The following is a 26,639-nucleotide window of genomic DNA, read 5'->3' as shown; positions in this document are numbered from 1 at the left end:
CGTATGCCTTCTTCTAGTTCCCGACGATCGCGGCGCATTCGGACCACAGGACGCTGTCCGGGGTCACACCCAGGCACGGGTCGAACGTGAAGACGACGAGCGTGCCGAGGATGATGAGCAGGCCGGCGGCCAGCCCGAGCGCCCAGACCAGCGCCTTGCGCGCCGTCCTGTTCGTCACGTAGTCGTTCACGATGGTGCGCATGCCGTTCGCGCCGTGGATGAGTGCGAGCCACAGCATCAGCACGTCCCACCACTGCCAGAACGGCGTGGCGAACTTGCCGGCGATGAATGCGAAGTCGAGGGCGTGGATGCCTTCGCCGACCATCAGGTTCACGAAGAGGTGGCCGAAGATCAGCACGACGAGCACGACGCCCGAGACGCGCATGAAGATCCAGCCCCACTTCTCGAGGTTGACTCCGCGGCGGCGGCGTACGGGGGCGGCGGCGATGGTCTGCGCGGACATCAGTGTCCCCCTCCGAATCCGGCGAACGCGAGCATCAGGTGGCGGGGCACGAAGCCGGCCATGATGATGCCCCACACCAGCAGGACGCCCCAGAACAGCTGACGCTGGTACTTGGCACCCTTCGACCAGAAGTCGACGGCGATGATGCGCAGGCCGTTCATCGCGTGGAACACGATGCCGGCCACGAGCACGACCTCACCGAGGGCCATGATCGGATTCTTGTACGTGCCGATGACGGCGTTGTACGCCTCCGGCGACACCCTGATCAGTGCAGTGTCGAGCACGTGCACCAACAGGAAGAAGAAGATGGCGACTCCGGTGATGCGGTGAAGCACCCACGACCACATGCCTTCGCGACCCCGATAGAGGGTGCCGCGGGGGGTCTTGGACGTGGTTTCCGAAATCGACGGTGTCAAGCGGGCGCTTGTGGACACGGTCGTCCTCCCTGGATCGATGTGACTCGGTCGCGTGCGCTGCGCTTGTCAGGCACGCCCGATCGGTGTCCATCCTATTCCTGTCAGATCACTGGGAGCGACGAAGGGGAGCCTAAGTATCTCGATGTCGAGACGTTCCATGCGGCTACCCTGGCAGGGTGAGCGCACCCATCAAGGATTTCTACGCAGTGATTCCCGCCGGCGGCATCGGCAGCAGGTTGTGGCCGCTCTCGCGCGCTGACGCACCGAAGTTCCTGCATGATCTGACCGGCTCGGGCCACTCGCTGCTGCGTGACACCTGGGACCGCCTCGTACCGCTTGCGGGCCCTGATCGAATCGCGGTGGTCACCGGGCGCGCCCATCGTGCCGCGGTCGAGGGGGAGCTTCCCGGCATCGCCGATCTGAACGTGTTCCTCGAGTCGGAGCCGCGCGAGTCCGCAGCCGCGATCGGACTCGCCGCCGCGATCCTGCACCGTCGTGACCCCGATGTGATCATCGGTTCGTTCAGCGCCGACCACGTGATCCGCAGCACGCGGGTCTTCGAGTTCGCGGTGCGCGACGCGGTGGAGGTGGCGCGCGAGGGATACATCTGCACGATCGGCATCACGCCGACAGAACCTGCGATCGGCTTCGGCTACATAAAGATGGGCCCTGAGCTCGTGGTAGACGGCGCACGCGAGGCCGCCCTCGTCGAGACCTTCGTCGAGAAGCCCGACCTGGAGACGGCGAAGGAGTACATCGCGGATCGCGGGTACCTCTGGAACGCGGGCATGTTCATCGCCAAGGCGAGCGTGCTGCTGGACGAGCTGTCCGCCAACGAGCCTGAGCTGCACGCCGGGCTGCTCGAGCTGGCCGAGGCCTGGGATGATCGCGAGCGGCGTGGGCCGGCGGTCGACCGGATCTGGCCGCGCCTGAAGAAGATCGCGATCGACTACGCGGTCGCCGAACCCGCCGCACGCCGAGGACGCCTCGCCGTGGTGCCCGGTCATTTCGATTGGGACGATGTGGGCGATTTCGCATCGCTGACCAAGCTCATCAACAACGGCCGCAAGAACGACCTCGCGGTGCTGGGTCCGAACGCGCGGGTCCTCACGGACGGCGCGAGCGGGATCCTCGTCAGTCAGACCTCACGCGTCATCAGCCTGGTGGGGGTGAAGGACATCGTCGTGGTCGACACTCCCGACGCTCTGCTGGTCACCACGGTGGAGCACGCGCAGAGGGTGAAGGGCGTCGTGGAGTCGCTCAAGTTGTCCGGTCGCGGAGACGTGCTCTGAGGCGTGCGCCGATGAGCACGGTCCCACGCTCATCGGCTGACTTGATTTCAGCTTGGTAACCATTGGCCAGCACGTACGGCACGGGCGTGCACAAAAGCCGAAACAGTAGGTAACTTTGATCGATCCGCGATGGCCGCGGTTTCGTTGAGGGAGGCATCAGTTGACCATCTCCACCACCAAGAAGCTGCTCGGCGTCACCGTCGCCGCTGGCGTCATCTTCGCACTCGCCGGCTGCGGCCAGGCGCCGACAGACAAGCCCGCCGGTTCCGGCGAGCCGGTCGCCTCCGACTTCCTCCCGTGCCTCGTCTCCGACGCCGGCGGTTGGAACGACAAGTCGTTCAACCAGTCCGCCAAGGAGGGCATGGACAGCGCCGCCAAGGAGCTGGACATCAAGCCGCTCGAGTTCGAGTCGGCGAATGACAACGACTACGCGCCGAACCTCGAGACGGCTGTCTCCGAGGGCTGCTCGCTCATCGTCTCGGTCGGCTTCAAGCTGTCCGCCGCCACGGTCGAGTCGGCTCTCGCGAACCCCGACATCGACTACGCGATCATCGATGACTGGGCTGACAACGACTTCGACGGCACCGTCGATGCTCCGAACATCAAGCCTCTCGTCTTCGACACGGCTCAGGCCGCCTACCTCGGTGGCTACGCTGCCGCGTCATGGTCCGCTCAGAGCGGTGTGAACAAGGTCGGCACGTTCGGCGGAATGCAGATCCCGTCCGTCGCCGTGTTCATGGACGGCTACCAGCTCGGCGTCGAGAAGTACAACGAGGACAAGTCCGCAGCCGTCGAGGTCTTCGGCTGGGACGAGGCCACGCAGAAGGGCTCCTTCACGGGCGGCTTCGACGCGAACGACACCGCCAAGCAGACCGCGCAGGGCGTGCTCGACCAGGGCGTCGACGTGATCCTCCCGGTCGGCGGCCCCGTCTACCAGAGCGCGGCTGCGGCGATCGCCGACAGCGGCAAGGACACCCTGATGCTCGGCGTCGACAGCGACCTCGCCGTCGCAGACCCGAGTGTGGCGGGCATCACCCTCGTCTCGATCATGAAGGCGATCGACGTCGCAGTGAAGGACGCGACCGTCGCCGCCGCCAAGGGCGAGTTCGACCCGGCTCCGTACGTCGGCACGCTCGAGAACGAGGGCGTCAAGCTCTCCGGCTTCGGTGACTTCGAGTCGCAGCTCCCCGACGGTCTGCTCGACGAGCTCAAGGCCCTCCAGGAGAAGATCATCTCCGGCGACATCAAGGTGGAGTCCCCGAACTCCCCGTAACACGTCGCAGGTCCAGCACGGGGCGAGTGGTGAGCAGGCTGCCACTCGCCCCGTGCCGTGGCCGGACGATGATTTTCCCGGATGACTCTTCTGGATAACTCTTCTGGATAAGGTGCAGATATGAAGCTCGAACTTCGCGGCATCACCAAACGCTTCGGTACCCTCGTTGCCAACGACCACATCGATCTGGTGGTCCAACCGGGTGAGATCCACGCGCTGCTCGGTGAGAACGGCGCAGGCAAGTCCACCCTCATGAACGTCCTGTACGGCCTGTATCAGGCCGACGAGGGCGAGATCCTCCTCGATGACGAGGTGCAACGCTTCCGCGGTCCCGGTGACGCGATGGCTGCGGGGATCGGCATGGTCCACCAGCACTTCATGCTCGTCCCGGTGTTCACCGTGGCGGAGAACGTGATGCTCGGGCACGAGCAGACCAAGGCCCTCGGCAGGCTCGACATCGCGAAGGCGCGAGAGCACGTGCGGTCGGTCGCGGCCCGCTTCGGTTTCGACATCGACCCCGACGCGCTCGTCGGCGATCTTCCCGTCGGCGTGCAGCAGCGCGTCGAGATCATCAAGGCGCTGTCACGCGACGCGAAGGTGCTCGTGTTCGATGAGCCCACCGCTGTGCTCACCCCGCAGGAGACCGACGAGCTGATGAGCATCATGCGTCAGCTGCGCGACGAGGGCACGGCGATCGTGTTCATCACGCACAAGCTGCGTGAGGTCCGCGAGGTCGCCGACAAGATCACCATCGTCCGCCTCGGCCGCGTCGTCGGTGAGGCGTCGCCGACCGCGACCAATGCCGAACTCGCCTCGCTCATGGTCGGCCGGGCCGTCGAGCTGACGGTGCACAAGGACGCCCCCCGCCTCGGCGAAGGCGGATTCGAGGTCAAGGGACTGCGCGTGCTGACCCCCACCGGCGCGATCGTCGTCGATGACGTCGACTTCGCCGTCCGACCGGGGGAGGTGCTCGCGATCGCGGGCGTCCAGGGCAACGGTCAGACTGAGCTGGTGGAGGCCATCGTCGGTCTCGCCGCTCGTGTGGAGGGAAGCATCACACTCGACGGCAAGGAGCTCGTCGGCAAGAGCGTGCGCGCCATCCTCGACGCCGGTGTCGGCTTCGTCCCGGAGGACCGCACGGAAGACGGCTTGGTCGCCGGCTTCTCCGTCGCGGAGAACCTGATCCTCGATCGTTCGGACGATCCCGCGTTCAGCCGCGCCGGTACGCTCCGGCGTGGGGCGCTCGACGAGTTCGCCCGTGCTCGCATCACCGAGTACGACATCCGTACCCAGGGTCCGGAGACCGCTGCGGGCACGCTGTCCGGCGGAAACCAGCAGAAGGTCGTCATCGCCAGGGAGATGAGCCGCGATCTGCGCCTTCTCGTCGCGGCACAGCCGACCCGTGGTGTGGACGTCGGCTCGATCGAGTTCATCCACAAGCGGATCATCGAGACACGCGACTCGGGCGTCCCCGTGATCGTCGTCTCCACTGAGCTCGACGAGGTCGCAGCTCTCGCCGATCGGATCGCGGTCATGTACCGCGGCACGATCGTCGGCATCGTCCCCGGCGACACGCCTCGGGAGACGCTCGGACTCATGATGGCCGGAGCGGCCGAAGGGGAGGTGGCCGCGTGAGCGGAGCGACACCCGGCGCAGGAGATGTGACCAAGGGGATCCCACCGCAGGAGCTCGCGACGAGCACCGGCACGGTCCCGCGCGACCCGTCGGACGTGCCGCCGCCCCCGCGCGGCAACGTCATCCTCAAGGAGATCCTCCGCGGCAATGCGGTCACCACGATCCTCGCGATCGTTCTGGCGCTCATCGTCGGCGGCATCCTGATCGCCTTCACGAACGAAGACGTGCAGGCGGCATCCGTCTACTTCTTCGCGCAGCCCGGTGACACGTTCGTCGCCGCCTGGAACGCCGTCTACAACGGCTATGAGGCACTGTTCCGCGGAGCGATCTTCAACGCCCGCGGAGCGGACTTCGCGGCCCAGATCCGTCCGCTGACGAACACCCTCGGCTTCGCCGCACCTCTGATCGCCGCAGGCCTCGGCGTCGCCCTGGCCTTCCGCGTCGGCCTGTTCAACATCGGCGCCCGCGGCCAGATGCTCATCGGTGTCGCGGTTGCGGCGTTGCTGACGTTCTCGCTCGACCTGCCGATCTGGCTGCACATCCCGGTCACGCTCATCGCGGGTATCGCAGGCGGTGCGCTCTGGGGTGCGATCGCCGGGCTCATCAAGGCGCGCACCGGTGCGCACGAGGTGATCCTCACGATCATGCTCAACTACATCGCGTATTACCTGCTGCTGTGGATGATCCGCACCCCTGGCCTGCTGCAGAAGCCGGGCACCAACCAGGCGCTCGGATCGGCCACGCCGCAGAGCGCTCAGTTCCCGACGCTGCTCGGCCCGCAGTTCCCGCTGCTCGACCTCGGCTTCGTGATCGTCATCGTGGCGACCCTGTTCGTATGGTGGCTCATCGAGCGGTCCTCGCTCGGCATGCGCATGCGCGCCGTGGGCGAGAACCCGCACGCCGCACGCGCCGCCGGCATCAGCGTGCAGCGCATCTACGTCTACGCGATGCTGTTCGCCGGTGGTCTTGCGGGCCTCGCCGGCATGAACCAGATCCAGGGCGCGGTCACCACCGGTGTCACCGAGACCATCGACGCCGGCATCGGCTTCGACGCGATCACCGTCGCCCTCCTCGGGCGCAGCCGCGCCTGGGGTACGTTCGCCGCCGGCATCCTGTTCGGCGCGCTCAAGGCAGGATCGTTCTCGATGCAGGCGCAGGACATCCCGGTCGACATCGTTCTCGTCGTGCAGTCGCTCGTGGTGCTGTTCATCGCCGCGCCGCCGCTGCTGCGCACGGTGTTCTTCCTCCCGAAGACCGATATCGAGAAGGCTGCCAGGCTGAGAGCCAAGGCCTCGAAGAAGGCGGTGGCGGCATGATGTCCCTCGTGCAGACCCAGGCCGCTGACGGCACGGTGCAGCTTGCGACCGTGAAGGAGCGGCACCTCAAGGCGCCGATCGTCCTGGCGGGCGCCACCGTGCTCCTCGCGCTGTTGTTCCTGTTCGTGCCGCGTGACGGCATCAGCACCTTCCGGCTCTCCGACCAGTCGTCTGCGCTCGCGCTGCCCGATGTCGCACTGCCCACGGCCTCGACGTTCTGGGTCGTGCTCGGAATCCTCGTGGTCCTGACGGTCGGAGCCTTCCTCCGCGCGTGGACCTACCGCACGCCTTCGCTGTGGCTGGTCATCGCCTACAGCGTGCTGGCTGTCTTCGCGTTCCTCGTCTGGGCCTCGGCCGGCGGACTCGTGCCGGTCACGAGCCTGCTGTTCGGTGCGGTCTCGCTCTCGGTGCCGCTGGTATTCGGCGCCCTGGGCGGCGTCATCGGCGAGCGTGCCGGTGTCGTGAACGTCGCCATCGAGGGGCAGCTGCTCCTCGGCGCGTTCTCCGCGGCGCTCCTGTCGAGCATCACCGGCAACCCGTTCGTGGGTCTGGTCGGCGCGATGATCGGCGGCGTCCTGGTAGCCAGCGTCCTCGCCGCGTTCGCGATCAAGTACCTCGTCGAACAGGTCATCGTCGGTGTCGTGCTCAACGTGCTCGTCACCGGTCTCACCGGGTTCCTCTACGGTGCGCTGCTCGCGCCGAACGAGGCCACGCTGAACACGCCGGTGCGGTTCCCGCGCGTCGAGATCCCCGTGCTGAGCGACATCCCCATCATCGGGCCGGTGCTCTTCAACCAGACGTTCATCGGGTACCTGATGTTCATCACCGTCGCCGTCGTGGCCTGGGGGCTGTATCGCACCCGGTGGGGTCTGCGGCTGCGCGCCGTCGGCGAACACCCGCAGGCGGCCGACACCGTGGGCATCAAGGTCAACCCGACCAGGTTCTGGAACGTGCTGCTCGCCGGCGCGATCGCCGGTATGGGAGGGGCGTACTTCACGCTCGTCTCGGTACCGCAGTTCGGCAAGGACATGACGGCCGGGCTCGGCTTCATCGCCCTCGCCGCTGTGATCTTCGGTCGCTGGGATCCGATCCGCGCGACGCTCGCGGCGCTGCTGTTCGGTTTCGCCACCAACCTGCAGAACCTGCTGTCGATCCTGAAGACGCCCATTCCGGGCGAGTTCATGCTGATGCTGCCCTACGTCGTGACGCTGCTCGCGGTCGCCGGGTTCGCCGGTCAGATCAAGGCGCCTGCCGCCGACGGCAAGCCCTACATCAAGTCGTAGCCCTGCCGGGAAGAGAGAAGCATCGCAATGACGGACATCGACTGGGATGAACTGCGCCAGGTCGCAACGGACGCCATGACGAAGGCCTACGCGCCGTACTCGCGCTATCGCGTGGGTGCGGCGGCCCTCGTCGGCGACGGTCGCATCGTGGCCGGCTGCAACGTGGAGAACGCGTCGTACGGCGTGACGCTCTGTGCGGAGTGCGCGCTGGTCGGCGACCTGCACATGTCGGGCGGCGGGCAGCTCGTCGCCTTCGTGTGCGTCAACAACGAGGGGCAGACGATCATGCCGTGCGGTCGCTGTCGCCAGCTGCTGTTCGAACATGCCATGCCCGGGATGCTGCTCGAGACGGTCTCCGGCATCCGCACGATCGACGAGGTGCTGCCCGATGCGTTCGGGCCGCGCGACCTGGAGGAAGCACGATGACCGCTGGACAGGCTCAGGGAGCCATCGAACCGTTCGACGCGATCGATGTGATCCGTGCCAAGCGCGACGGCGGTGCAGTGCCCGAGGCGGCGCTGCGCTGGATGATCGATGCTTACACTCGCGGCTACGTCTCGGATGCGCAGATGGCATCGTTCGCTATGGCGATCTTCCAGCGCGGCATGGAGCGCGACGAGATCCGGGTGCTGACCGACGCGATGATCGCGTCGGGGGAGCGGATGAGCTTCGCATCGCTGGGAAAGCGCACCGTCGACAAGCACTCCACCGGCGGCGTCGGTGACAAGATCACGTTGCCGCTCGCTCCTCTGGTCGCCTCGTTCGGCGTCGCCGTGCCGCAACTGAGTGGTCGCGGTCTCGGTCACACGGGTGGCACGCTCGACAAGCTCGAGTCGATCCCCGGCTGGCGTGCGGCCCTCAGCAACGAGGAGATGTTCGCGCAGATGCAGGGCGACGTCGGCGCGGTCATCTGTGCTGCCGGCTCCGGCCTCGCCCCCGCAGACAAGAAGCTGTATGCACTCCGCGACGTCACCGGCACGGTCGAGGCGATCCCGCTGATCGCCTCGAGCATCATGTCGAAGAAGATCGCCGAGGGCACGGACGCTCTCGTGCTCGACGTGAAGTTCGGTTCCGGCGCATTCATGCAGGACATCGATCGCGCCCGTGAGCTGGCTCGCACGATGGTCGCGCTCGGCACCGACTCCGGCGTCGCGACGACCGCGCTGCTTACCGACATGAACGTTCCGCTCGGGCTCGCCATCGGCAACGCGAACGAGGTCCGTGAGTCGGTGGAGATCCTCGCCGGTGGCGGACCGTCCGATGTGCGTGAGCTGACGCTCGCGCTGGCGCGTGAGATGCTCGCCCTCGCCGGGCACCCGGATGCCGACGTGGAGGCCGCCCTCGATGACGGCCGCGCGATGGACACCTGGAAGGCGATGATCAGGGCGCAGGACGGCGACCCGGATGCCGCGCTGCCGACGGCTCGCGAGACCCACCAGGTGCTGGCGCCGGCGGATGGCGTCATCACGCGCATGGATGCCCTTCCCTTCGGGGTCGCCGCGTGGCGTCTCGGTGCGGGGCGCGCCAGGGCGCAGGACCCGGTGGTCTTCGAGGCGGGCATCGATCTGCACGCCAAGCCGGGTGACCGTGTCGTCGCCGGGCAGCCGCTCTTCACGCTCTCCGCCGCCGACGACGCACGGTTCGGCCGAGCGCTCGACGCGCTCGAGGGTTCGTGGGAGATCGGCGACGAGGCTCCGGCCACCGGTCCCATCGTGCGCGAGCGCATCACGGCGTGACCGCGGACCAGTAGCCTGAACTGAGCACATCCGCGACCGAGAGGATCACCATGTCGATCGATGCGAACGGCGACGTCACGCTTCAGGGCGTCTCCCTGCGGAGCCTGCCCAAGGTGTCGCTGCACGACCACCTCGACGGCGCGCTGAGGCCCGCCACGATCATCGAGCTCGCGGACGCGATCGGCCTGGAGGTCCCGGAGTCGAAGCCGGCAGCGCTCGGTTCCTGGTTCGCGAAGCAGAGCGACTCCGGTTCGCTTGTCGAGTACCTCAAGACCTTCGATCTCACGACCGCCGTGATGCAGACCCAGGAGGGGCTGACCCGCGTCGCGCGCGAGTTCGTCCAGGACCTGGCGGCCGACGGCGTGATCTACGGCGAGGTGCGCTGGGCTCCCGAGCAGCACCTGGCTCGCGGCCTCACGCTCGAGCAGACTGTCGAGGCCGTGCAGAAGGGCATCGAGGAGGGCGAGGACGCCGCTGACCGTGGCGGTCGCAGCATCCGCGTCGGCCAGTTGATCACGGCCATGCGCCACACCGATCGGGCCCTCGAGATCGCGGAACTCGCCATCGACTTCCGTGGGCGCGGTGCTGTCGGGTTCGACATCGCCGGCCCTGAAGACGGCTTCCCGCCCTCGAACCACCGCAAGGCGTTCGACTACCTGGCCGAGAACTTCTTCCCCGTCACCGTGCACGCGGGAGAGGCGGCAGGTCCTGCCTCCATCCGCTCGGCCCTGATCGACGGACGCGCGCTGCGACTCGGTCACGGCGTGCGCATCGCCGAAGACCTCGAGGTCATCACTCAGGAGGGCGACGAGGTGCAGGTGCAGTTCGGCGATCTCGCGCGCTGGGTGCGCGACCGTGAGATCCCGCTCGAGCTCTCGCCGTCGTCGAACCTGCAGACCGGTGCGATCGCCGCGTGGGGAAACACGATGGTGGATCACCCCTTCGACCTGCTCTACCAGCTCGGATTCGCGGTCACCGTGAACGTCGACAACCGCACCATGAGCGCCACCTCTCTCACGCGTGAACTCGCTCTCCTGGTCGAGGCGTTCGAGTACGACCTCGACGACCTCGAGACCTTCCAGTTCAATGCCGCTGCCGCTGCGTTCCTCCCGGTCGAGGAGCGCGAGGAGCTCGTGGAGATGATCGCCGAAGGCTTCGACGCCTGATCATGGCTTCCGGGGGGAAGAAGCGGCGCGGACGCACCGCAGTCATCGTCAGCGCCATCGCGGCGGTCGTCGTGCTCGCCGGTGGCACCGCGGCCTTCGCCTGGCTGAATCGCACGCCGGAGAACACCGTTCCGAAGGCGCAGTCCGCGCCCATCGAGCATCCGCTGACGCCGGCGGAGCAGGTCGTGGCGGACGCGAACGATCCGCGCGCGTGCGCAGTCACCTTCACGGGCGAGGGCGCCCCCGCAGACCCGATGCTGCAGTTCCAGGACGCCCTTTACCAGGGGCTCCCGATCCCGCAGCTCGACGGTCGGGTGTTCGCCGGCTGGTATGCGAGTGCAGCGGATGCGGGAGCCTTCACGGTCACCGCTCGTGTGAACGGTGCCGACCCCGTCGTGTGTGCAGACCAGCAGGTCGAACTCTTCGCGGCGTGGAAGACCCCGGAGGAGAATGCAGCGGCGAACGTGCGCGTGCCCATCCTCATGTACCACCAGTTCACGGCCAACCCCGAGGGGGAGAAGGGCTGGCTGCGGGGCAACTACGCGTACATCGGAGACTTCGACGCGCAGATGAATCACATCGCGACGACGGGCTTCTACCTTCCCACCTGGGATGAGCTCAGTGCCTTCATCGACGGTCGGCTCTCGCTTCCGGCGAAGAGCGTGATCATCACCGACGACGACGCCGACCAGTCGTGGTTCGACCTCGCGGTGCCGGTCGTCGACAAGTACAAGCTGCTCAGCACGTCGTTCATGATCACGGCGTATCGGCAGGACCCGGCGCCGTCGGTCTATGTGCAGCGCCGCTCGCACACGCACGACATGCACCAGGCGGGCGACAACGGCAAGGGGCGGATGGTCAACTGGACCGCCGACCAGATCGCGGCCGACCTCAAGACGTCGGCCGACGTCCTCGGCGTCGGCCAGGTCGTCGCCTACCCGTACGGGCACTACAACGACACCACCAAGCAGGGCGTCGCCCAGGCCGGCTACGAGATGGGACGCACCATCGAGCCCGGATACGTGAAGATCGGCACCGACAAGCTCGCTCTCCCCGTCGTGCGCATCGACTACGGCATGGGGTTGGACGCGCTGGTCTCGCGCATCGGCTGAGCGCGAGCGCACGGCAGGATGGTGCCATGCCCTCCGTCTCCGCATCCGCCTCTGTCTTCATCGTCGGGCCGGCGTCCTGGAACAGGATCGTCGTGCTCGATCGGCTGCCCGAGCCCGTGCCGCACATGCAGTTCGCCGAAGAGACCTGGGAGACGGTCGGAGGCACGAGTGCGGGCAAAGCGCTCAGCCTGACCGCGCTGGGTCGATCCACACAGCTCCACGCCATCGCCGGGACGGATGCGGAGGGTGCGCGCGTGCGCGAAGCCCTGAGTGCCGCCGGAGTCCAGGTGCACTGGCAAGACGGTGTCACCGAGCGGCATCTGAACCTGATGACGCGGCAGGGTCGCCGCGTCTCGCTCTACCTGTCCCTCCCACAGGCGTCGGAAGGGGAGCAGGATGCCTGGATGCGCGACCGGATGACGGCGGCCGACGCGGTCGTGCTCGACCTCGCGGCGGAACCCTTGCGTGTGCTGCCTCTCGCCCGGGAGACCGGCACGCCGATCTGGGTGGATGTGCACGACTACGACGGCACTGCGCAATACCATCGGCCGTTTCTCGAGGCCGCCCATGCGGTCTTCTGCAACGCCGACCGGCTCGAAGACCCGGTCGCCTTCCTGCGATCACGCATCGCGGCGGGGGCGAAGCTGGCTGTATGCACGCTGGGGGCTGACGGTGCGGTGGCAGTCGACGAAGACGGCGCAGTGCACAGGGTTCCCGCTGTGCCCGTCGAGATCGTCGACACGAACGGCGCGGGCGATGCCTTCCTGGCCGGCGTGCTCGATGCGCGCCTCGACGGGGCCGGCATCACCGCCGCGCTCGAAGCGGGGGCGCGATCAGCGGCGTCGGTGCTGCGCACGCGGCACTTGCATCCGTTGCTCGATGTGGTTCTCGGGGCCGCGGGGGAGTGAGGCTCAGGGCGTGAGCGGGGCGAGGAAGGCTTCGGCCAGGCGCGTGACCTCGGCGTGCATGTCGTCGCTCGAAATCGTAGGTGTGCCGTCGCCATCCTGTGGGCCGTAGTCGCCGAAGGAGGCGTGCGACGCTCCCTCGATCTCCTCCATGTCGGCATCGGCAGGGAGCTGGTCCCGTGCATCGGCGATCTTCTGCGGGGTGGACAGCCCGTCTTCGCTGCCGGACAGGCTGAGCACCGGGAGTCCGGTCTCGGACAGATCGTTGGCGCAATACGAGGCGAACAGCACGAGCGCATCGGCGTCAGACGCGAGCTGGCACGCGCGCACCCCGCCCAGGGAGTGTCCGCCGACGCTCCAGACATCGACGTCGGGGGCTGCCGAGGTGAAGGCGTCGAGGCCTCGCGGATCGAAGAACGCCAGGTTCAGCCACGGGCGTGTGATCACGACGGTGACGCCGTCTTCTGCCAGCCCCTGCAGGATCGCGGCGTACGCCCAGGGATCCACCTTGGCGCCGGGGATGAAGACGAGGCCGAGGTCCGACTCTCCCTCGGCGGGAGCGAGCACGATGCCCTGGTCGGCATCGGTCACGGTGATCGCCGAGTTCTCCCGCACGGTCGCGAGCGGCTCCGGCTCCGCGGGCATGACCCCGATCTGGGTCCACGCGAGCATTCCGCCCACGGCGAGCACCAGCACGATCGCGATGCTCCACAGCACGCGCTTCAGGATCCGGCGAGACTTCTTCTGCACGAGACAACGCTACTCCGCGCTGCGGCGCGACATTCCGCTCGTCACCGGACGGAGGTCACGCCGGCGTCTCCAGGACTGTCTTCTCGCGTCGCACGGCACCTCGATAGGCGTCTTTGTTGACGTAGTACGCCATCCGGTCCAGGCCCAGGTAGTGATAGCCGCCGGTGACATCGGGCCAGGGCGTTCCGGTCACCCGGTCGCGGAACCGGGCCGCGCGCGCGGGGTCCTCTTCGACGGCTCCGAGGTAGGCGGCCAGCAGATCGGCCTGCTCGTAGCGGCCCTGCCAGCCGATGCCCGATGCTTCGATCATGCCCATCACGTAGAGGCCGTTGAACGATGCGGGGAAGACGTTGAGGAACAGGCGGGGCGAGGCGCCGCGCCAGTGCAGGTGCTTCCGGTCGACGAACGGGTAGTCGAGCGTGTAGCCGGTGGCGAGCAGCACGAGGTCGTAGTCGTCGGAGGTGCCGTCGCGGAAGCGCACGGTCGCCCCGTCGAAGCGGTCGATGTCGGGGCGGATGCGCAGATCGCCCTGTCCGAGGTGATTCAGGATCATGGTGTTCACGATCGGGTGCGACTCATAGATGCGATAGTCGGGCTTCGGGAAGCCGAACCGGACCGGGTCGCCCGTGAAGGCCCGCAGCACGCGACTGTCGACCGCCTGCTTGATGCGCGCCGGGAGCGGACGGCCCTGGTTGAGGGTGTCGCTGGGCTTGCCGAAGAGATAGCGGGGCACGAAGTAGTAGCCGCGGCGGACGCTCATGTCGACGGAGGCCGCATGATGCACGGCATCCACCGCGATGTCGCAGCCGGAGTTGCCCGCGCCGATCAGCAGCACCCGCTTGCCCTTCAACTGGTCGGGCGACTTGTAGGCACTCGTGTGCAGCAGCTCTCCCGTGAACGCTCCGGGGAACGTCGGCACATTCGGCTCGGCGAGCGTCCCGTTCGCGAGCACGACTCCCGCGTACCGACGGGTCTCCTCGCCGCCGGGGCCCGCACTGGTGAGATCCCAGCCGTCGTCGCGCTGTTCGAGGCGGGTGACCCTGGTGTCGAACCGGAACAGCGAGGAGAGTGCGAAGTGCCGGGCGTAGTCCTCGAAGTACTGCTTGAGCACCCGGTGGCCGGGGTAGTCGACCCGCGACTTCATCGGGAACTCGGCGAACTCGGTGGTGGTGCGCGAGGAGATGAGATGCGCCGACTCGTACATCGTGCTGCGGGGGTTCTCGATGTCCCACAGTCCGCCGACGCCATGCGACGACTCATAGCCGTCGACGGCGATCCCGCGCTTCTGCAGCGCGCGTGCCGCAGCGAGGCCCGATGGCCCTGCGCCGATCACGGCATATCTGTTCATCTGGCTCCCCGCACATCGCCGTGCTCGAAAAACGCCCCCGCCCACCGATCGTATCGGCAGGGCGGGGGCGTCGATGAGCGGTGGGTCAGGCGACCTCGATGCCGTGCTGCCGCGCCGCGACAGCATCCCGGATCAGCGGGAACAGCGGGTGCTCGGGGTCGAGGCCCGTCGTCCGCGTGGTGAACCCGGCAGGATCCTCGGTGCGAAGAAGCTGCTGCAGTTCGACCGACTGCTCGTCGGCCGGGTCGTCGAAATCGAGTGCCGCCGACACCGCGGCGACCAGTGCCACGCTGGGCAGCCCGCGCTCTGCGGCCATGGCGGCGGGCCCCACGAAGCGCTCGTGCCGCGAGATCTTGCGCAGCGGCTGGCGTCCGACCCGCTGCACCGTGTCGATGAGCGCGGGGTTGCGGAACCGGTCGAGGATCGTCGCGCGATAGACCGCGAGATCCTCAGGGTCCAGACCGTGCTCGGCGACCAGAACTGCCGAGGTCTCCTCGAGAGCCGCCGACACGCTCGCCGCGATGGCGGGATCGGCCAGGGCGTCCGAGATGCGTTCGATGCCGGCGCGGGCTCCGAAGTACGCGGTCGCCGCATGGCCCGTGTTCACCGTGAAGAGCTTGCGCTCGATGTACGGGGCCAGATCGTCGACGAAGTGCGCGCTCGGGATGTTCGGCAGTTCGCCACCGAAAGGCCCGGACTCGATCGCCCACTCGAAGTAGGGCTCGACCGTGACGTCGACGCCTGACCCCTCCGGCTGTGCCGGCACGATGCGGTCCACTGCGGTGTTCGCGAAGACCGCGCGGGCGAGCAGCTTCTCGGCATCCGCCCCAGCCGCCGATGCGACTTCGCGGCGCAGCAGATCGGTGGCGCCGATCGCGTTCTCGCATGCCATCACCTGCAGCGGTGCGGCCTCGGGGGAGCGCAGTGCCAGTCCCGCGACGATCGACGGAGCAACGAACCGCAGCACGGTCGGCCCGACCGCGGTCGTGACGACATCGGCCGAGGCGACCTCTTCCGCCACCGCTGCAGGATCCGTCCGGCTGTTCACCGCCCGGAAGCCGGTGACGAGGTGATCGGTCCCTCCGGGGCCGGCTTCGTGCACGGTGTACGAGTCGACCGCGTTGATCGCATCGACCAGCGCGTCGGCGACGTCCGAGAACACGACCTCGTACCCGCCTTCGCGCAGCAGGAGACCGACGAACCCGCGCCCGATGTTGCCTGCCCCGAAGTGGACCGCCTTCATCCCTCGTTCACCTCCGAGAGGAGGGCGTAGAGCTCCTCCGCGGTCTTCGCTGCGGACAGCCGGGCCACGTCGTCCTCCTCGGAGAACAGGATCGCGATCCGGGAGAGGATCTCCAGGTGTTCGTCGCCCACTCCGGCGATGCCGATCACGAAGGTCGCAGGATCCCCTGCCCAGTCGACACCGCCGTCGTAGCGGACGACCGACAGGGCCGAGGCGAGGATCGTGTCCTTCGCGTCGTTGGTGCCGTGCGGGATCGCCAGGCCGTTGCCCATGAAGGTCGACACGGTCTCCTCGCGCTGCCGCATCGCGTCGACGTATGCCGGCGTGACGGCTTCGGCGGCGACGAGGATGTCCGTCGCCTCCTGGAGGGCTTCATCCCGCGTCGCCCCTCCGGGGTGGATACGGACCTGCTCGGGGCTGAGAACGCTCATTCGTTTTCCTTTCGCTGTTCGCGCACCATTTCGACGACCTCTTCGTACTTGGGCGAGTTCATGAAGTTGTCGACCGACACGTGGACCGATTTCGGCGACTTCGCCTCGGCGCGCTCGGTGAGCTGCTGCTGCGTGATCACCACGTCGGCTGTTCCGTCGAGGTTCGCGATCGCCTGGTTGGTGACCGTGATGTCCTCGATGCCGGCCTTCTTCAGCTTGTTGCGGAGCACACTGGCGCCCATGGCGGACGACCCCATGCCGGCGTCGCAGGCGAACACGATGCGCTCGATCGGTGCGGCGACGAGCGCGGTGGTGCTCGGGATGGCAGCCGACTCGGGGGCCGTGGTCGCGGTCGACGTGCGCAGCGCGTCCATGGCGGCGGACGACTTGCCCTTGTTCGCCTCGGTCTGAGCGATCGCGGCGCCGAAGGTATCGCCCTCGGCCTCGAGGTCACGCTTGCGCGACGCCCGCAGGATCACTCCGGTGATGAGGAACGTGACGGTCGCGGCGATGATCACAGACAGGTACACGACCAGCAGGTTGGGGACGCCCGGTCCGATGGCGGCCGCGCTCACGGCGATGATGCTTCCCGGGGCTGCCGGGAACGCCAGACCTCCGCCGAGGACCATGTTCGTGGTGACTCCGGCCGCGCCACCAGCGATGAGGGCGAGGATGGTGGTCGGCTTGCTCAGTGCATACGGGAAGTAGATCTCGTGGATGCCGCCGAAGAACTGGATGATCGCAGCACCCGGTGCGGAGGCCTTCGCCGCGCCCACACCGAAGAAGCTGAAGGCGAGGAGCAGCCCGAGGCCCGGGCCGGGGTTCGCCTCGATGAGGAAGAGGATCGACTTGCCGGTCTCGGCGGCCTGCTCGATGCCGAGCGGGGTGAACACGCCGTGGTTGATGGCGTTGTTGAGGAACAGCACCTTGGCCGGCTCGACGATGATCGACACGAGCGGCAGCAGGTTCAGCGAGACGAGCCAGTCGACGGCCGTACCGAGCGCCGCACTGATGCCGAGCATCACGGGTCCGAACACGAAGAAGCCGACGATCGCGAGGATCATGCCGAGGATGCCGGCGGAGAAGTTGTTGACCAGCATCTCGAAGCCGGGGCGGATCTTGCCCTCCCAGATCCGGTCGACCTGCTTCATGATCCAGGCTGCGATCGGCCCCATGATCATGGCGCCGAGGAACATCGGGATGTTCGTGCCGACGATCACACCGACCGTGGCGATGGAGGCGACCACGCCGCCGCGCTCGCCGTAGACCATGCGGCCGGCGGTGTTGGCGATCAGCAGCGGCAGCAGGTACGTGACCATCGGGCCCACGAGGCCGACGTAGGCGAGGATGTTGCCGTCGGCGCCCTCGGCCACCGTCGTCATGGCTCCCTGCCAGCCGAGGATGACGGAATCGCCGCCGCCGCCGAGGATCTCGGACACCCCGGCCCAATGCCAGCCGAACGGGCTCTCGGCGCCGAAGAAGCCCTTGGGGATGAAGAGCATCGTGATGAAGCCCCAGGCGATGAAGGCCGCGATGTTGGGCATGATCATGCCCGAGAGGAATGTGCCGAAGCGCTGCACTCCTACGCGGAGGCCGCCAGGTTTGGTGGCGGCAGGTGACGTCGTCGTCATGATGTCGTCTCTTTCTTGTGGAGGGGGAGTTCCGCGGCGAGAGTCGCCACGGCGGTTCGGGCGGAAGAGGCGTCGTCGGCAGCCAGGGCGGCCTGGGCGAGGCTCCGCGCCTCGGACGGAGTGCGCTCGGACAGCGCGTGTCGCACATCGGCCAGGGCCGACGGGGCCATCGAGAGGCTGGTGGCGCCGAGTCCGACCAGGACCACGGCGAGCAGCGGATCGGCCGCAGCCTCGCCGCAGATGCCGACGGGCTTGCCGAGACGGGCACCCGCATCGCCGACCTCGCGCACGAGGCGGAGGACGGCAGGGTGCCACGGGTCCTGGAAGCCGGCGACGGAGCCGAGCATGCGGTCGGCGGCCATCGTGTACTGCGTGAGGTCGTTGGTGCCGATCGAGGCGAAGTCGGCGTGCGCGAGCACGCGGTCGGCGAGCAGCGCGCTCGCCGGGATCTCCACCATGACGCCGGCCGTCTTCAGCCCGTACTCGCGGGCGAGGCCCGTGAAGTAGATGGTCTCCTCGACCGTGGCCACCATGGGGGCCATCACCCAGAGGTCGGCCTCGGTCGCAGCGTCGGCTTCCGCGAGTGCGGTGAGCTGCTCGCGCAGGATGTCCTCACTCGCCCGCAGCGCCCGCAGCCCACGAAGACCGAGTGCCGGGTTCTCCTCGTGCGCGTCGTTGAGGAACGCGAGCGGCTTGTCGGCGCCGGCATCCAGCATCCGGACCACGACCTTCTTGCCGGGGAAGGCCGCCAGCAGCTCGCGATACGACTCGCGCTGCTGGGCGATGGTCGGTGCCTGCGCGGAGGAGAGGAACAGGAACTCGGTGCGGAACAGCCCGACGCCCTCGGCCCCCCGAACGACCGCATCGGCCGCGTCTGCAGGCTTCCCCAGATTCGCGAGCAGCGCGACAGGCGTGCCGTCGGCGAGAGCGCCGGGAGTAGGTGGGGCGGAGTCCGCCGATCGGCGAGCGGCGGCGCGTTCGGTGGCGCGGGCCTTCTCGTCATCCGTCGGCTCGCGCGTGACGACGCCGCTGGCGGCGTCGACGATCACGGTCTCGCCCGTGGTGAGCAGCGCGCCGTCGGCGACTCCGACGATCGCGACGATTCCCTTCTCTCTGGCGAGGATCGCCGTGTGCGATGTGGGACCGCCGTCGGAGGTGATCAGAGCGAGCACCTGGTCGAGGTCGAGGAGTGCGGTGTCGGCGGGGGCGAGATCGCGCGCGACGAGAACGAAGGGGTGTCCCGGATTCGGGACGCCGGGAGCGTCGACGCCACGAAGACGGGCGAGCACGCGCTGTGCGATGTCGTCGAGGTCGGCTGCGCGCTCGCCGAGGTAGCCGCCGACGGCTTCGAGAGTCGCGCGGAAACCGGCGAACGCATCGTGCACGGCCCACTCCGCGGTCGCGCCGGCATCGATCCGGGTATCGACCTCGTCCTGGAGCGTCGGGTCCTCGGCGATCATCGCCTGAGCCTCGAGAACCTCCTGCGCGGAGCCGCCTGCGGCCTCCCCTCGCGCGTTCAGCTCGTTCGCGACGATCGAGACCGCCTCACGCACCCTGGCGCGCTCGGCGTCTGCGCCCACGCTGCTCGGCGTGTTCTCCGGAGCGGCCATCGCCTCGGCCATGCGGACGACCGCACCCTGGGCCACCCCGAGGCCGATCCCCACACCGCGAAGCTCGCTCATCCGGCAGCGTCCTGGTCGTGGTCGGTGGTGAGGAGCTCGGTGAGCGTGTCGAGGACACTCTCGGCGCCTTCGCCGTCAGCCGTGAGAGTCACGTAGTCGCCGTACTCGATGGCGAGGGCGATGACTCCGAGGATGCTGGCGGCATTCACCGGCTTGCCCGAGTCCTTGGCGATCGTCACGGGGATGCCGGACTCCTTCGCCGCCTGTGCGAAGAGCTTCGCCGGGCGGGCGTGCAATCCGTGTGACGAGCCGATCCGGACGGTGCGAGTGGCGGTCATGATGTTCCTTTCGGGGTTTCGCCGGCGGCGGCGAGGATCGTTCGAGCGAGGTCGAGCGTGCGTGAGCCATCGCGATCGGCGAAGACGTCGTCGGGGAGTACCGCGACGGGCGTGCCCGCGTGGCTGCGGATGCTTTCCAGTCGGTCGCTCAGATGGGGGCCGATGAGGACGAGGTCGTGGTCGGAGCCGGCGACGGAGCTCTCCATCCCCGCCGCAGCGTCCCAATCGAGGCCTGCTGCGGCTGCCGCGCTGCGGAGCCGCTGCGCGACGAACGTGCTCGACGCTCCCGCGCCGCACACCACGAGAATCCTCATTGATGCCCACCCTTCCTGAGAACAGTCTGGGAAGCGCTCAGGGGTCCGCGCCAACACGTTCCTTTCCGCCCCCGCGGAACGCACCGTTCCACCCGAGGGAGCCGGGCAGCTGACATCATGGAGAACACGTCGAGACAGTGCGGTCAGCACGCGGGAAGGGGAGCATCATGTCGCGCCAGCGCCAGGACCAGCTCCTCGCGGCGCTCCTGCGCCAGGAAGGATGGGCGACGGCGGCGAGCCTCGCCGACCTGATGGGGGTCACCCCACGCAGCATTCGCTCCTACGTCGCGGCGCTGAACGCCCGAACTCCCGGGGCCGCTGTGATCGAGTCGGGACCCGCCGGCTATCGTGCAGGGTCCGGTGCCCGCGGTGCGCTGCGGATGCGTCAGACCGGTGAGTCCGCACCGCGAGACCGCCTGCACGCGCTGGTGCGCCTGCTGCTGGATGAGCCTGCGGGGATCGACGTGTTCGACACCGCCGAGGATCTGCACGTCAGCGAGGCGACGCTCGAGGCTGATCTGGTGCGCGTGCGGGGTCTGCTCGACGGCACGGACCTCGTCCTCGAACGGGTCAGGGAGAACGTGCGCCTGCGAGGCAACGAGGCGGCGCAGCGTCGCCTTCTCAGCAGGCTCGCCCACGACGAGATGGACGACGCGTCCTTCCACCCCGAGACCTTCCGCCGTGCACTCTCCGGCTCTGCGGTCGCTGCCAGCGCGGTCGGACCGTTCAAGTCGTCGCTGGTGCGCGAGCTCGGCGAACTCGGCTATTACGTGAACGAGCTCGCGATCTCGGACGTACTGCTGCACATCGCGATCGCGGCGGAGCGGGTCGCCGCAGGTCACACCCTCGAGTCGACCCCTGCGGGTACTCGTGAGGAGATCCCGCGCGTCGGAACAGTCATCGCACGTCTCGCCGATGAGCACTTCTCGGTCGTGCTCGGCGAGGGTGACAGCGGCCACCTCGCGTCTCTCGTGCTCACCCGCATCGTCGCACCGGGTGAGGACGCCACCCGCGAGGTCGCTCGCAGCGGGGTGGATCCGGCGGTCGAGGAAGCGGTGCGCGACGAGATCGCACGGGCCGCCGAAGACTTCCAGGTCGATCTGGTCGACGAGACGTTCGTCCTGCGCCTTGCGCTGCACGTCCAGAACCTGCTGCGGCGGGCAGAGGAGAGTGCGCTCACCCGCAACCCGCTCACCCGCTCGCTCAAGACGACCTATCCGATGATCTTCGAGGTCGCGGTGTCGATCGCAAGCGGTCTCCACGACCGTCTCGGCACACCGATCCACGACGACGAGATCGCCTACATCGCCATGCACGTGGGCGGACGCCTCGAACGTAGCCGCAAGGCCGAGTCGATCCTCACCGCCACCATCGTCTGCCCGGGCTACCACGAGCTGCATGAGCTGCTCCGCTCCAGCGTCGACCGCTCACTGGGCTCGGCGATCGAGGTGACGACCGTCGTCACCAACGTCGACCCCGACTGGACCTCGTTCGACACCGACCTCGTGCTCAGCACGATCGAACCGGGATCCTCCGGCGACCGCTTCGTGCGCATCCAGCCGTTCCTCACCGATGCCGACGTCGACCGCATCCAGCAGGCGGCGGCCCGCGTGCGCCGAGGGCGCAGGCTCACCCGCCTCCGTGACGAACTGGCCCGCTACTTCCTCGCCGACGCCTATGTCTTCCCACTCCCCGACGAGGGGGAGGAGGCGATCATCCGCCGCCTCGGAGGACTCCTGGTGCAGGCAGGGCTCATCGGCGAGGACTACATCGAGAACACCATCGTGCGCGAGCGGATGTCGTCGACAGCGTTCACGGACGCTCTCGCCGTCCCCCACGCCCTGCAGATGACCGCGACCCGCACTGCTATCGCGATCGGTGTGGCCGACGGGTCGGCAGCGTGGGGCGGAGGGCGCGTGCAGGTCGTCGCGCTCGCCGCGTTCAGCGAGAGCGACCGCGCGGCGTTCCAGACGGTGTTCGAGCAGCTGGTCGAAGTGTTCAGCGAGCGTGAGAGCGTGCATCGCATCGTCCGGAAGGGGACGACGTTCGAAGCCTTCCTCGACGAGCTCGTCGCCGTGATCGACGGCTGAGCGCAGCCCTCACCCGCGGGGAGCGAGCACCTCGGCCAGCTGATCGAGGACGGCTTCCGAGGTCGCGGATGCCGCCGTCTCGAGGACGACCGCGTCGCCGGCGGCGATCCCGAGGTCCATCACCGCCAGCACGCTGCTCAGATCGACCGTGGTGCCGTCAGCAGTGCGCAGCGTGACCGTCTCGTTGTGAGATTGCACGAGGCGGACCAGCTCGGCGACCGGACGCGCATGAACCCCGTTGTGCGCGCTGACGACGACACGTCGGATCGACATGATCAGGAGCGCTCGTCGAGCAGGTCTCGTACCCCGGCTTCGAGCTCCGCCACCGCGGCGCGAGCGCCCTCGGACGACTCCGCGCGGGCGTCGATGTAGACCTTGAGCTTCGGCTCCGTGCCGCTGGGTCGCACGATCACACGGCACCCGTCGCCGAGCCGGTACCGCAGGACATCGCCCGACGGCTGACCTGGTGCGGCATGCAGCAGATCCTCCGCCGAGGTGATCGAACGTCCGGCGATGTGGGTCGGCGGGATGGTGCGCAGTGCGAGCATCACGTTGCCGATGACAGCGAGATCCTCGACGCGCACCGACACCTGGCCGCTGGCGAAGTGGCCGTAGGTGTCGCCGAGCTCATCGAGCAGGTCGGCGAGCGTGACTCCGCGATCACGGGCTTCGGCGGCGAGGCCGAGGATGGCGACCGCGGCCGAGATTCCGTCCTTGTCACGGACGGACTCCGGGTTCACCAGGTAGCCCAGAGCCTCCTCGAATCCGAAGACGATACCGGGGGCCCGGGAGATCCATTTGAAGCCCGTGAGGGTCTCGTGGAAGTCCAGCCCGTGGTGGGCGGCGACGGCGCCGAGGCCTGGGGAGGAGACGAGAGAGCATGCGAGCGAAGCGCCGGGGGTGCCGGCCGCTGCACGGGCGGCTCTCGCGCCGAGGAGGAGGCCGACCTCGTTGCCGGTGAGGCGACGCCAGCCGTCTGCTGCTGCGGCGTCGGGGACGGCGACGGCCAGGCGATCCGCATCGGGATCGTTGGCGAGGATGAAGTCCGCCTTCACGCGGCGGGCCCTCGCGAAGGCGAGATCCATCGCGCCCGGTTCCTCCGGATTCGGGAACGACACGGTGCGGAACGTGGCGTCGGGGGTGAGCTGCTCGTCGACGACGAACGGCTGCGGGTATCCGGCGTCCTTCACGATGCGGGACAGCGTCTCCCAGCCGACCCCGTGCATCGCGGTGTAGACCCACCGCATCCCCGTGGTGCCGGCGGGGGCAGGTGCCACGGCCGCGGTCGCGGCGATGTAGGCCTCGACGACCTCTTCGCCCGCGGTCTCGTAGTCAGTGGAGCGTGGCAGCGCCGAGACGGATGCCTCGTCGGCCGTGCGCTGGATATGCGCGGCGATCTCGGCATCGGCCGGTGCGATGATCTGTGAGCCCTGATCGCCGCCGCCGAGGTACACCTTGTAGCCGTTGTCGTTGGGCGGGTTGTGGCTCGCGGTCACCATCACGCCGGCGTCGGCGCCGAAGTGACGCACGGCGAAGGCGAGGACAGGTGTCGGCAGCAGGCGGGGGAGCAGGATCGCGCGGAGACCCGCACCGGCGAACAGCTCGGCGGAATCCGTGGCGAACACGCGGGAGTTGCGGCGTCCGTCGTAGCCGATCACCACCGTCGGTGTCCCGCCGTCCGCCTTCTCGCGCAGGTAGGCGGCGAATCCGGCCGCAGCCTGGGCGACGAGCACCCGGTTCATCCGGTTGGTGCCGGCGCCGAGCTCGCCGCGCAGGCCCGCGGTGCCGAATGCGAGGCGCGTGCGGAAACGGTCTTCCAGGTCGGCGATCGCGACCTCCTCGCCGGCGGAGGCGCGCGTGATCACACCGGCCAGCTCGTCGCGCGTCTCGTGATCCGGGTCCTGTCGCAGCCAGTCGCGGGCCTGGACGAGCAGCTCCTCGTTCACAGTGCCTCGACCACCCTGGCCAGGAGCGCGGAGATCACCGGCTCGGCCTCACGTCCGGCTTCGATCACCTCGGCGTGGCTGAGCGGGCTCTGCTGGATGCCGGCGGCGAGGTTCGTGATGAGCGAGAAGCCGAGGATCTCCATGCCGGCTTCGCGGGCAGCGATCGCCTCGAGCGCGGTCGACATCCCGACGATGTGCCCCCCGATGTGCTTCGCCATCTGCACCTCGGCAGGGGTCTCGTAGTGCGGGCCGCGGAACTGCGTGTACACGCCCTCGTCGAGCATCGGGTCGATCGTGCGGGCGATGTCGCGGAGGCGCTTCGCGTAGAGATCGGTCAGATCGATGAAGGTCGCGCCTTCGAGCGGGGAGTCGGCGGTGAGGTTGATGTGATCGCTGATGAGCACGGGCTGGCCGGGCGTCCACGTCTCGCGGATTCCGCCGGCGCCGTTTGTGAGCACCATGATCTTGGCTCCGGTCGCGGCAGCGGTGCGGACGCTGTGCACGACTCGTCGCACGCCGTGGTCTTCGTAGTAGTGGGTGCGCGCGCCGATCACGAGCACGTTCTTGCCGCCGGGGGTGCGGATGCTGCGCAGAGTGCCGACATGGCCCTCGAGCGCGGGCTTGGAGAAGCCGGTGACCTCGGTCGCGGGGATGGTCGCGACGGTCTCGCCGATGATGTCGGCGGCCTTGCCCCATCCGCTGCCGAGGGTGAGGGCGATGTCATGATTCTCGACGCCGGTCAGTCGGGCGATGTCGGCTGCGGCCTGCGCTGCGACCTCGAACGGGTTCGCGGTCGGGTCGTCGAGGGGGTTGCTGTGCGTTTCGGGCATGGATCCACTCTAGGAAGGTGCAGGCTCGGGGGCCAGGATTGCGCGAGAATGGATTCCATGTCTTCCACCACATTCGAGCGCACTCAGCGCGTCGCCGTCCTCGGCGGCGGTCCCGGCGGTTACGAGGCGGCTCTCGCGGCAGCCCAGCTCGGGGCCGAGGTCACCCTGGTCGAGCGTGTGGGCGTCGGCGGATCGGCCGTCCTGACCGACGTCGTGCCCTCGAAGAGCCTGATCGCCACCGCCGATGCGGCCGTCGCCATCTCAGAGGCGAGCGACCTCGGCGTGAACTTCTACGCCAAGGGTGATCGCTCGAGGCCCCTCAAGCCCGAGATCGCGATCAACCTCGCGGCCGTCAACAAGCGTCTCCTCTCGCTCGCCGGCCAGCAGTCGGAGGACATGCGCGCGACGCTGCTCGAAGCCGGGGTGCGCATCCTGTCCGGTCACGGCCGGCTGGAGGGGCCCACCGCGATCATCGTGTCGACGGGCCAGGGAGGCACGGACTTCGACCGGGTCGAGGCCGACACGATCATCGTGGCAGTCGGCGCCTCACCGCGGGAGCTGGACTCCGCGAAGCCCGACGGAAAGCGCATCCTGACCTGGACGCAGCTGTACGACATGAAAGCGCTCCCCGAGCACCTCATCGTGGTCGGCTCGGGTGTCACGGGTGCGGAGTTCGCCTCTGCGTACATGAACCTGGGAGCGAAGGTCACACTCGTCTCCAGTCGTGAGCAGGTGCTTCCCGGCGAGGACAAGGACGCAGCGAGCGTTCTGGAGAAGGTCTTCAAGCGCGGCGGCATGCAGGTGCTCTCGAAGTCTCGCGCCGACAAGGTCGAGGTCACTGACGACGGCGTCACCGTCACGCTGTCGGATGGACGCACGGTCGACGGCAGCCACTGTCTCATGGCGGTCGGGTCGATCCCGAACACCGCGGGCATCGGCCTGGAGGAGGCGGGTGTCGAACTCGACGATTCGGGGCACGTCCGCGTCAACCGGGTCGCGCGCACGTCGGTGCCGAACGTCTACGCTGTCGGCGACTGCACGAACTTCTTCCCGCTGGCATCCGTCGCCTCGATGCAGGGGCGCACGGCCGTCTTCCACGCGCTCGGTGACATCGTCATCCCGCTCGAGCAGATCAAGATCACCTCGAACATCTTCACCGCGCCCGAGATCGCCACGGTCGGATACGGGGAGAAGGACGTCGAGGACGGTGTGGCCGATGGCCTCGTCTACAAGCTCCCGCTCGCGGCCAACCCCCGCGCGAAGATGATGGGCATCAAGGACGGCTTCGTCAAGCTCATCGCGCGCAAGGGATCGGGCACCGTGATCGGCGGCGTGATCGTGGCGCCGAAGGCCTCGGAGCTGATCTACCCGATCGCGGTCGCCGTCGAGCGTCGTCTCACGGTCGACCAGGTATCCCGGGTCTTCGCGGCGTACCCCTCGCTGTCCAGCAGCATCACCGATGCGAGCAGGGCGATGCACCTCGTGAACATCTCCTGACC

The 26,639-nt window shown here is 68.2% G+C and carries 25 protein-coding genes; 12 read left to right on the top strand and 13 right to left on the bottom strand.

The features are described from left to right. Positions 1–13 precede the first annotated feature (13 nt). Together ACIQTX_RS14830 and sdhC are read right to left on the bottom strand one after the other, a co-directional pair. Complete coding sequence (locus tag ACIQTX_RS14830; protein WP_028503500.1) at positions 14–463, bottom strand: succinate dehydrogenase hydrophobic membrane anchor subunit; 450 nt, start codon at positions 461–463, stop codon at positions 14–16. After that, entirely contained in the window at positions 463–897 is a 435-nt protein-coding gene (gene sdhC, locus ACIQTX_RS14825; RefSeq protein WP_072591539.1) for a succinate dehydrogenase, cytochrome b556 subunit, read from the bottom strand. Before sdhC ends, ACIQTX_RS14830 begins: the two co-directional genes overlap by 1 nt. A 158-nt stretch (positions 898–1,055) precedes the next feature. On the opposite strand from sdhC, the gene ACIQTX_RS14820 reads away from it, so the two are divergent. The 10 genes from ACIQTX_RS14820 to ACIQTX_RS14775 all read left to right on the top strand — a co-directional run bounded on the left by ACIQTX_RS14820 (position 1,056) and on the right by ACIQTX_RS14775 (position 12,600). Beyond that, positions 1,056–2,171 carry a mannose-1-phosphate guanylyltransferase gene (locus ACIQTX_RS14820; protein WP_402973376.1) on the top strand — a complete coding sequence of 372 codons (1,116 nt, stop codon included), beginning with the start codon at positions 1,056–1,058 and terminating at the stop codon, positions 2,169–2,171. 160 nt (positions 2,172–2,331) lie between these two features. After that, positions 2,332–3,444 (top strand): BMP family ABC transporter substrate-binding protein, encoded by a 1,113-nt coding sequence (locus ACIQTX_RS14815; protein ID WP_028503502.1) that lies wholly within the window; start codon positions 2,332–2,334, stop codon positions 3,442–3,444. A gap of 120 nt (positions 3,445–3,564) precedes the next feature. Further along, entirely contained in the window at positions 3,565–5,079 is a 1,515-nt protein-coding gene (locus ACIQTX_RS14810) for an ABC transporter ATP-binding protein (protein WP_028503503.1), read from the top strand. Further along, entirely contained in the window at positions 5,076–6,395 is a 1,320-nt protein-coding gene (locus tag ACIQTX_RS14805) for an ABC transporter permease (RefSeq protein ID WP_105526809.1), read from the top strand. The genes ACIQTX_RS14810 and ACIQTX_RS14805 overlap by 4 nt, the downstream gene beginning before the upstream one ends. Beyond that, the gene (locus ACIQTX_RS14800) at positions 6,395–7,678 is read left to right on the top strand and encodes an ABC transporter permease (protein ID WP_374954131.1); all 1,284 of its coding nucleotides are present in this window, start codon (positions 6,395–6,397) and stop codon (positions 7,676–7,678) included. The genes ACIQTX_RS14805 and ACIQTX_RS14800 overlap by 1 nt, the downstream gene beginning before the upstream one ends. A 27-nt stretch (positions 7,679–7,705) precedes the next feature. Further along, on the top strand, positions 7,706–8,104 hold the full coding sequence (locus ACIQTX_RS14795; protein ID WP_017828470.1) for a cytidine deaminase: 399 nt from the start codon (positions 7,706–7,708) through the stop codon (positions 8,102–8,104). After that, positions 8,101–9,414 carry a thymidine phosphorylase gene (locus ACIQTX_RS14790; protein WP_105526811.1) on the top strand — a complete coding sequence of 438 codons (1,314 nt, stop codon included), beginning with the start codon at positions 8,101–8,103 and terminating at the stop codon, positions 9,412–9,414. The genes ACIQTX_RS14795 and ACIQTX_RS14790 overlap by 4 nt, the downstream gene beginning before the upstream one ends. Positions 9,415–9,464: 50 nt before the next feature. Next, positions 9,465–10,580 carry an adenosine deaminase gene (locus ACIQTX_RS14785; protein ID WP_402973369.1) on the top strand — a complete coding sequence of 372 codons (1,116 nt, stop codon included), beginning with the start codon at positions 9,465–9,467 and terminating at the stop codon, positions 10,578–10,580. A 2-nt stretch (positions 10,581–10,582) separates the two neighbouring features. Beyond that, positions 10,583–11,692: a polysaccharide deacetylase family protein gene (locus tag ACIQTX_RS14780; RefSeq protein ID WP_402973366.1), complete on the top strand. Its 1,110-nt coding sequence runs from the start codon at positions 10,583–10,585 to the stop codon at positions 11,690–11,692. Positions 11,693–11,718: 26 nt separating this feature from the next. Beyond that, positions 11,719–12,600: a carbohydrate kinase family protein gene (locus tag ACIQTX_RS14775; RefSeq protein WP_402973363.1), complete on the top strand. Its 882-nt coding sequence runs from the start codon at positions 11,719–11,721 to the stop codon at positions 12,598–12,600. 3 nt (positions 12,601–12,603) lie between these two features. On the opposite strand, the gene ACIQTX_RS14770 is transcribed toward ACIQTX_RS14775, so the two are convergent. The 8 genes from ACIQTX_RS14770 to ACIQTX_RS14735 all read right to left on the bottom strand — a co-directional run bounded on the left by ACIQTX_RS14770 (position 12,604) and on the right by ACIQTX_RS14735 (position 20,274). Beyond that, a complete protein-coding gene (locus ACIQTX_RS14770; protein WP_402973360.1) occupies positions 12,604–13,347 on the bottom strand; it encodes an alpha/beta hydrolase in 744 nt (247 codons plus the stop codon). 55 nt (positions 13,348–13,402) lie between these two features. After that, positions 13,403–14,695, bottom strand: a complete 1,293-nt coding sequence (locus tag ACIQTX_RS14765) for a flavin-containing monooxygenase (RefSeq protein ID WP_402973357.1) — start codon at positions 14,693–14,695, stop codon at positions 13,403–13,405. 85 nt (positions 14,696–14,780) lie between these two features. Further along, positions 14,781–15,938, bottom strand: coding sequence for a mannitol-1-phosphate 5-dehydrogenase (locus ACIQTX_RS14760; protein WP_402973354.1), 1,158 nt, complete (start codon positions 15,936–15,938; stop codon positions 14,781–14,783). Next, positions 15,935–16,369, bottom strand: coding sequence for a PTS sugar transporter subunit IIA (locus ACIQTX_RS14755; protein ID WP_105526817.1), 435 nt, complete (start codon positions 16,367–16,369; stop codon positions 15,935–15,937). Before ACIQTX_RS14755 ends, ACIQTX_RS14760 begins: the two co-directional genes overlap by 4 nt. After that, entirely contained in the window at positions 16,366–18,000 is a 1,635-nt protein-coding gene (locus tag ACIQTX_RS14750; RefSeq protein ID WP_402973350.1) for a PTS mannitol transporter subunit IICB, read from the bottom strand. Before ACIQTX_RS14750 ends, ACIQTX_RS14755 begins: the two co-directional genes overlap by 4 nt. Further along, positions 17,997–19,682 carry a phosphoenolpyruvate--protein phosphotransferase gene (gene ptsP / locus ACIQTX_RS14745; RefSeq protein ID WP_402973347.1) on the bottom strand — a complete coding sequence of 562 codons (1,686 nt, stop codon included), beginning with the start codon at positions 19,680–19,682 and terminating at the stop codon, positions 17,997–17,999. Before ptsP ends, ACIQTX_RS14750 begins: the two co-directional genes overlap by 4 nt. Continuing rightward, positions 19,679–19,960 carry an HPr family phosphocarrier protein gene (locus tag ACIQTX_RS14740; RefSeq protein ID WP_028503516.1) on the bottom strand — a complete coding sequence of 94 codons (282 nt, stop codon included), beginning with the start codon at positions 19,958–19,960 and terminating at the stop codon, positions 19,679–19,681. The genes ptsP and ACIQTX_RS14740 overlap by 4 nt, the downstream gene beginning before the upstream one ends. Next, positions 19,957–20,274 (bottom strand): PTS sugar transporter subunit IIB, encoded by a 318-nt coding sequence (locus ACIQTX_RS14735; protein WP_402973342.1) that lies wholly within the window; start codon positions 20,272–20,274, stop codon positions 19,957–19,959. Before ACIQTX_RS14735 ends, ACIQTX_RS14740 begins: the two co-directional genes overlap by 4 nt. A gap of 167 nt (positions 20,275–20,441) precedes the next feature. Here ACIQTX_RS14735 and ACIQTX_RS14730 point away from each other — a divergent pair, with 167 nt between their 5' ends. After that, complete coding sequence (locus tag ACIQTX_RS14730) at positions 20,442–22,364, top strand: BglG family transcription antiterminator (protein WP_402973339.1); 1,923 nt, start codon at positions 20,442–20,444, stop codon at positions 22,362–22,364. Positions 22,365–22,373: 9 nt separating this feature from the next. On the opposite strand, the gene ACIQTX_RS14725 is transcribed toward ACIQTX_RS14730, so the two are convergent. The 3 genes from ACIQTX_RS14725 to ACIQTX_RS14715 are packed head-to-tail and all read right to left on the bottom strand — an operon-like array spanning position 22,374 to position 25,140. Then, positions 22,374–22,637, bottom strand: a complete 264-nt coding sequence (locus ACIQTX_RS14725) for an HPr family phosphocarrier protein (RefSeq protein ID WP_402973336.1) — start codon at positions 22,635–22,637, stop codon at positions 22,374–22,376. A gap of 2 nt (positions 22,638–22,639) precedes the next feature. After that, positions 22,640–24,310 (bottom strand): phospho-sugar mutase, encoded by a 1,671-nt coding sequence (locus tag ACIQTX_RS14720; protein ID WP_402973333.1) that lies wholly within the window; start codon positions 24,308–24,310, stop codon positions 22,640–22,642. Then, positions 24,307–25,140, bottom strand: coding sequence for a purine-nucleoside phosphorylase (locus ACIQTX_RS14715; RefSeq protein ID WP_105526825.1), 834 nt, complete (start codon positions 25,138–25,140; stop codon positions 24,307–24,309). The genes ACIQTX_RS14720 and ACIQTX_RS14715 overlap by 4 nt, the downstream gene beginning before the upstream one ends. Before the next feature lie 48 nt (positions 25,141–25,188). Between ACIQTX_RS14715 and ACIQTX_RS14710 the strand changes: the two genes are divergently transcribed. Next, positions 25,189–26,637, top strand: a complete 1,449-nt coding sequence (locus tag ACIQTX_RS14710) for an NAD(P)H-quinone dehydrogenase (RefSeq protein WP_402973328.1) — start codon at positions 25,189–25,191, stop codon at positions 26,635–26,637. Positions 26,638–26,639 lie beyond the last annotated feature (2 nt).

Origin of the sequence: Microbacterium sp. NPDC090281 (assembly GCF_044769635.1) — a bacterium.
In the GTDB taxonomy this organism is placed as follows: domain Bacteria; phylum Actinomycetota; class Actinomycetes; order Actinomycetales; family Microbacteriaceae; genus Microbacterium.
Note: the sequence above shows the minus strand (reverse complement) of the source record. Positions and strands in the feature narration are given on the sequence as shown.

Bases quoted from the DNA above. Each gene is read 5' to 3' on its own strand.
- ACIQTX_RS14725 (WP_402973336.1), bottom strand. From the start codon at position 22,637: ATGTCGATCCGACGTGTCGTCGTCAGCGCGCACAACGGGGTTCATGCG.
- ACIQTX_RS14715 (WP_105526825.1), bottom strand. From the start codon at position 25,140: ATGCCCGAAACGCACAGCAACCCCCTCGACGACCCGACCGCGAACCCG.
- ACIQTX_RS14810 (WP_028503503.1), top strand. From the start codon at position 3,565: ATGAAGCTCGAACTTCGCGGCATCACCAAACGCTTCGGTACCCTCGTT.
- ACIQTX_RS14755 (WP_105526817.1), bottom strand. From the start codon at position 16,369: ATGAGCGTTCTCAGCCCCGAGCAGGTCCGTATCCACCCCGGAGGGGCG.
- ACIQTX_RS14740 (WP_028503516.1), bottom strand. From the start codon at position 19,960: ATGACCGCCACTCGCACCGTCCGGATCGGCTCGTCACACGGATTGCAC.
- ACIQTX_RS14830 (WP_028503500.1), bottom strand. From the start codon at position 463: ATGTCCGCGCAGACCATCGCCGCCGCCCCCGTACGCCGCCGCCGCGGA.
- ptsP (WP_402973347.1), bottom strand. From the start codon at position 19,682: ATGAGCGAGCTTCGCGGTGTGGGGATCGGCCTCGGGGTGGCCCAGGGT.
- ACIQTX_RS14765 (WP_402973357.1), bottom strand. From the start codon at position 14,695: ATGAACAGATATGCCGTGATCGGCGCAGGGCCATCGGGCCTCGCTGCG.
- ACIQTX_RS14780 (WP_402973366.1), top strand. From the start codon at position 10,583: ATGGCTTCCGGGGGGAAGAAGCGGCGCGGACGCACCGCAGTCATCGTC.
- ACIQTX_RS14750 (WP_402973350.1), bottom strand. From the start codon at position 18,000: ATGACGACGACGTCACCTGCCGCCACCAAACCTGGCGGCCTCCGCGTA.
- ACIQTX_RS14760 (WP_402973354.1), bottom strand. From the start codon at position 15,938: ATGAAGGCGGTCCACTTCGGGGCAGGCAACATCGGGCGCGGGTTCGTC.
- ACIQTX_RS14775 (WP_402973363.1), top strand. From the start codon at position 11,719: ATGCCCTCCGTCTCCGCATCCGCCTCTGTCTTCATCGTCGGGCCGGCG.
- ACIQTX_RS14735 (WP_402973342.1), bottom strand. From the start codon at position 20,274: ATGAGGATTCTCGTGGTGTGCGGCGCGGGAGCGTCGAGCACGTTCGTC.
- ACIQTX_RS14800 (WP_374954131.1), top strand. From the start codon at position 6,395: ATGTCCCTCGTGCAGACCCAGGCCGCTGACGGCACGGTGCAGCTTGCG.
- ACIQTX_RS14790 (WP_105526811.1), top strand. From the start codon at position 8,101: ATGACCGCTGGACAGGCTCAGGGAGCCATCGAACCGTTCGACGCGATC.
- ACIQTX_RS14785 (WP_402973369.1), top strand. From the start codon at position 9,465: ATGTCGATCGATGCGAACGGCGACGTCACGCTTCAGGGCGTCTCCCTG.
- ACIQTX_RS14730 (WP_402973339.1), top strand. From the start codon at position 20,442: ATGTCGCGCCAGCGCCAGGACCAGCTCCTCGCGGCGCTCCTGCGCCAG.
- ACIQTX_RS14710 (WP_402973328.1), top strand. From the start codon at position 25,189: ATGGATTCCATGTCTTCCACCACATTCGAGCGCACTCAGCGCGTCGCC.
- ACIQTX_RS14795 (WP_017828470.1), top strand. From the start codon at position 7,706: ATGACGGACATCGACTGGGATGAACTGCGCCAGGTCGCAACGGACGCC.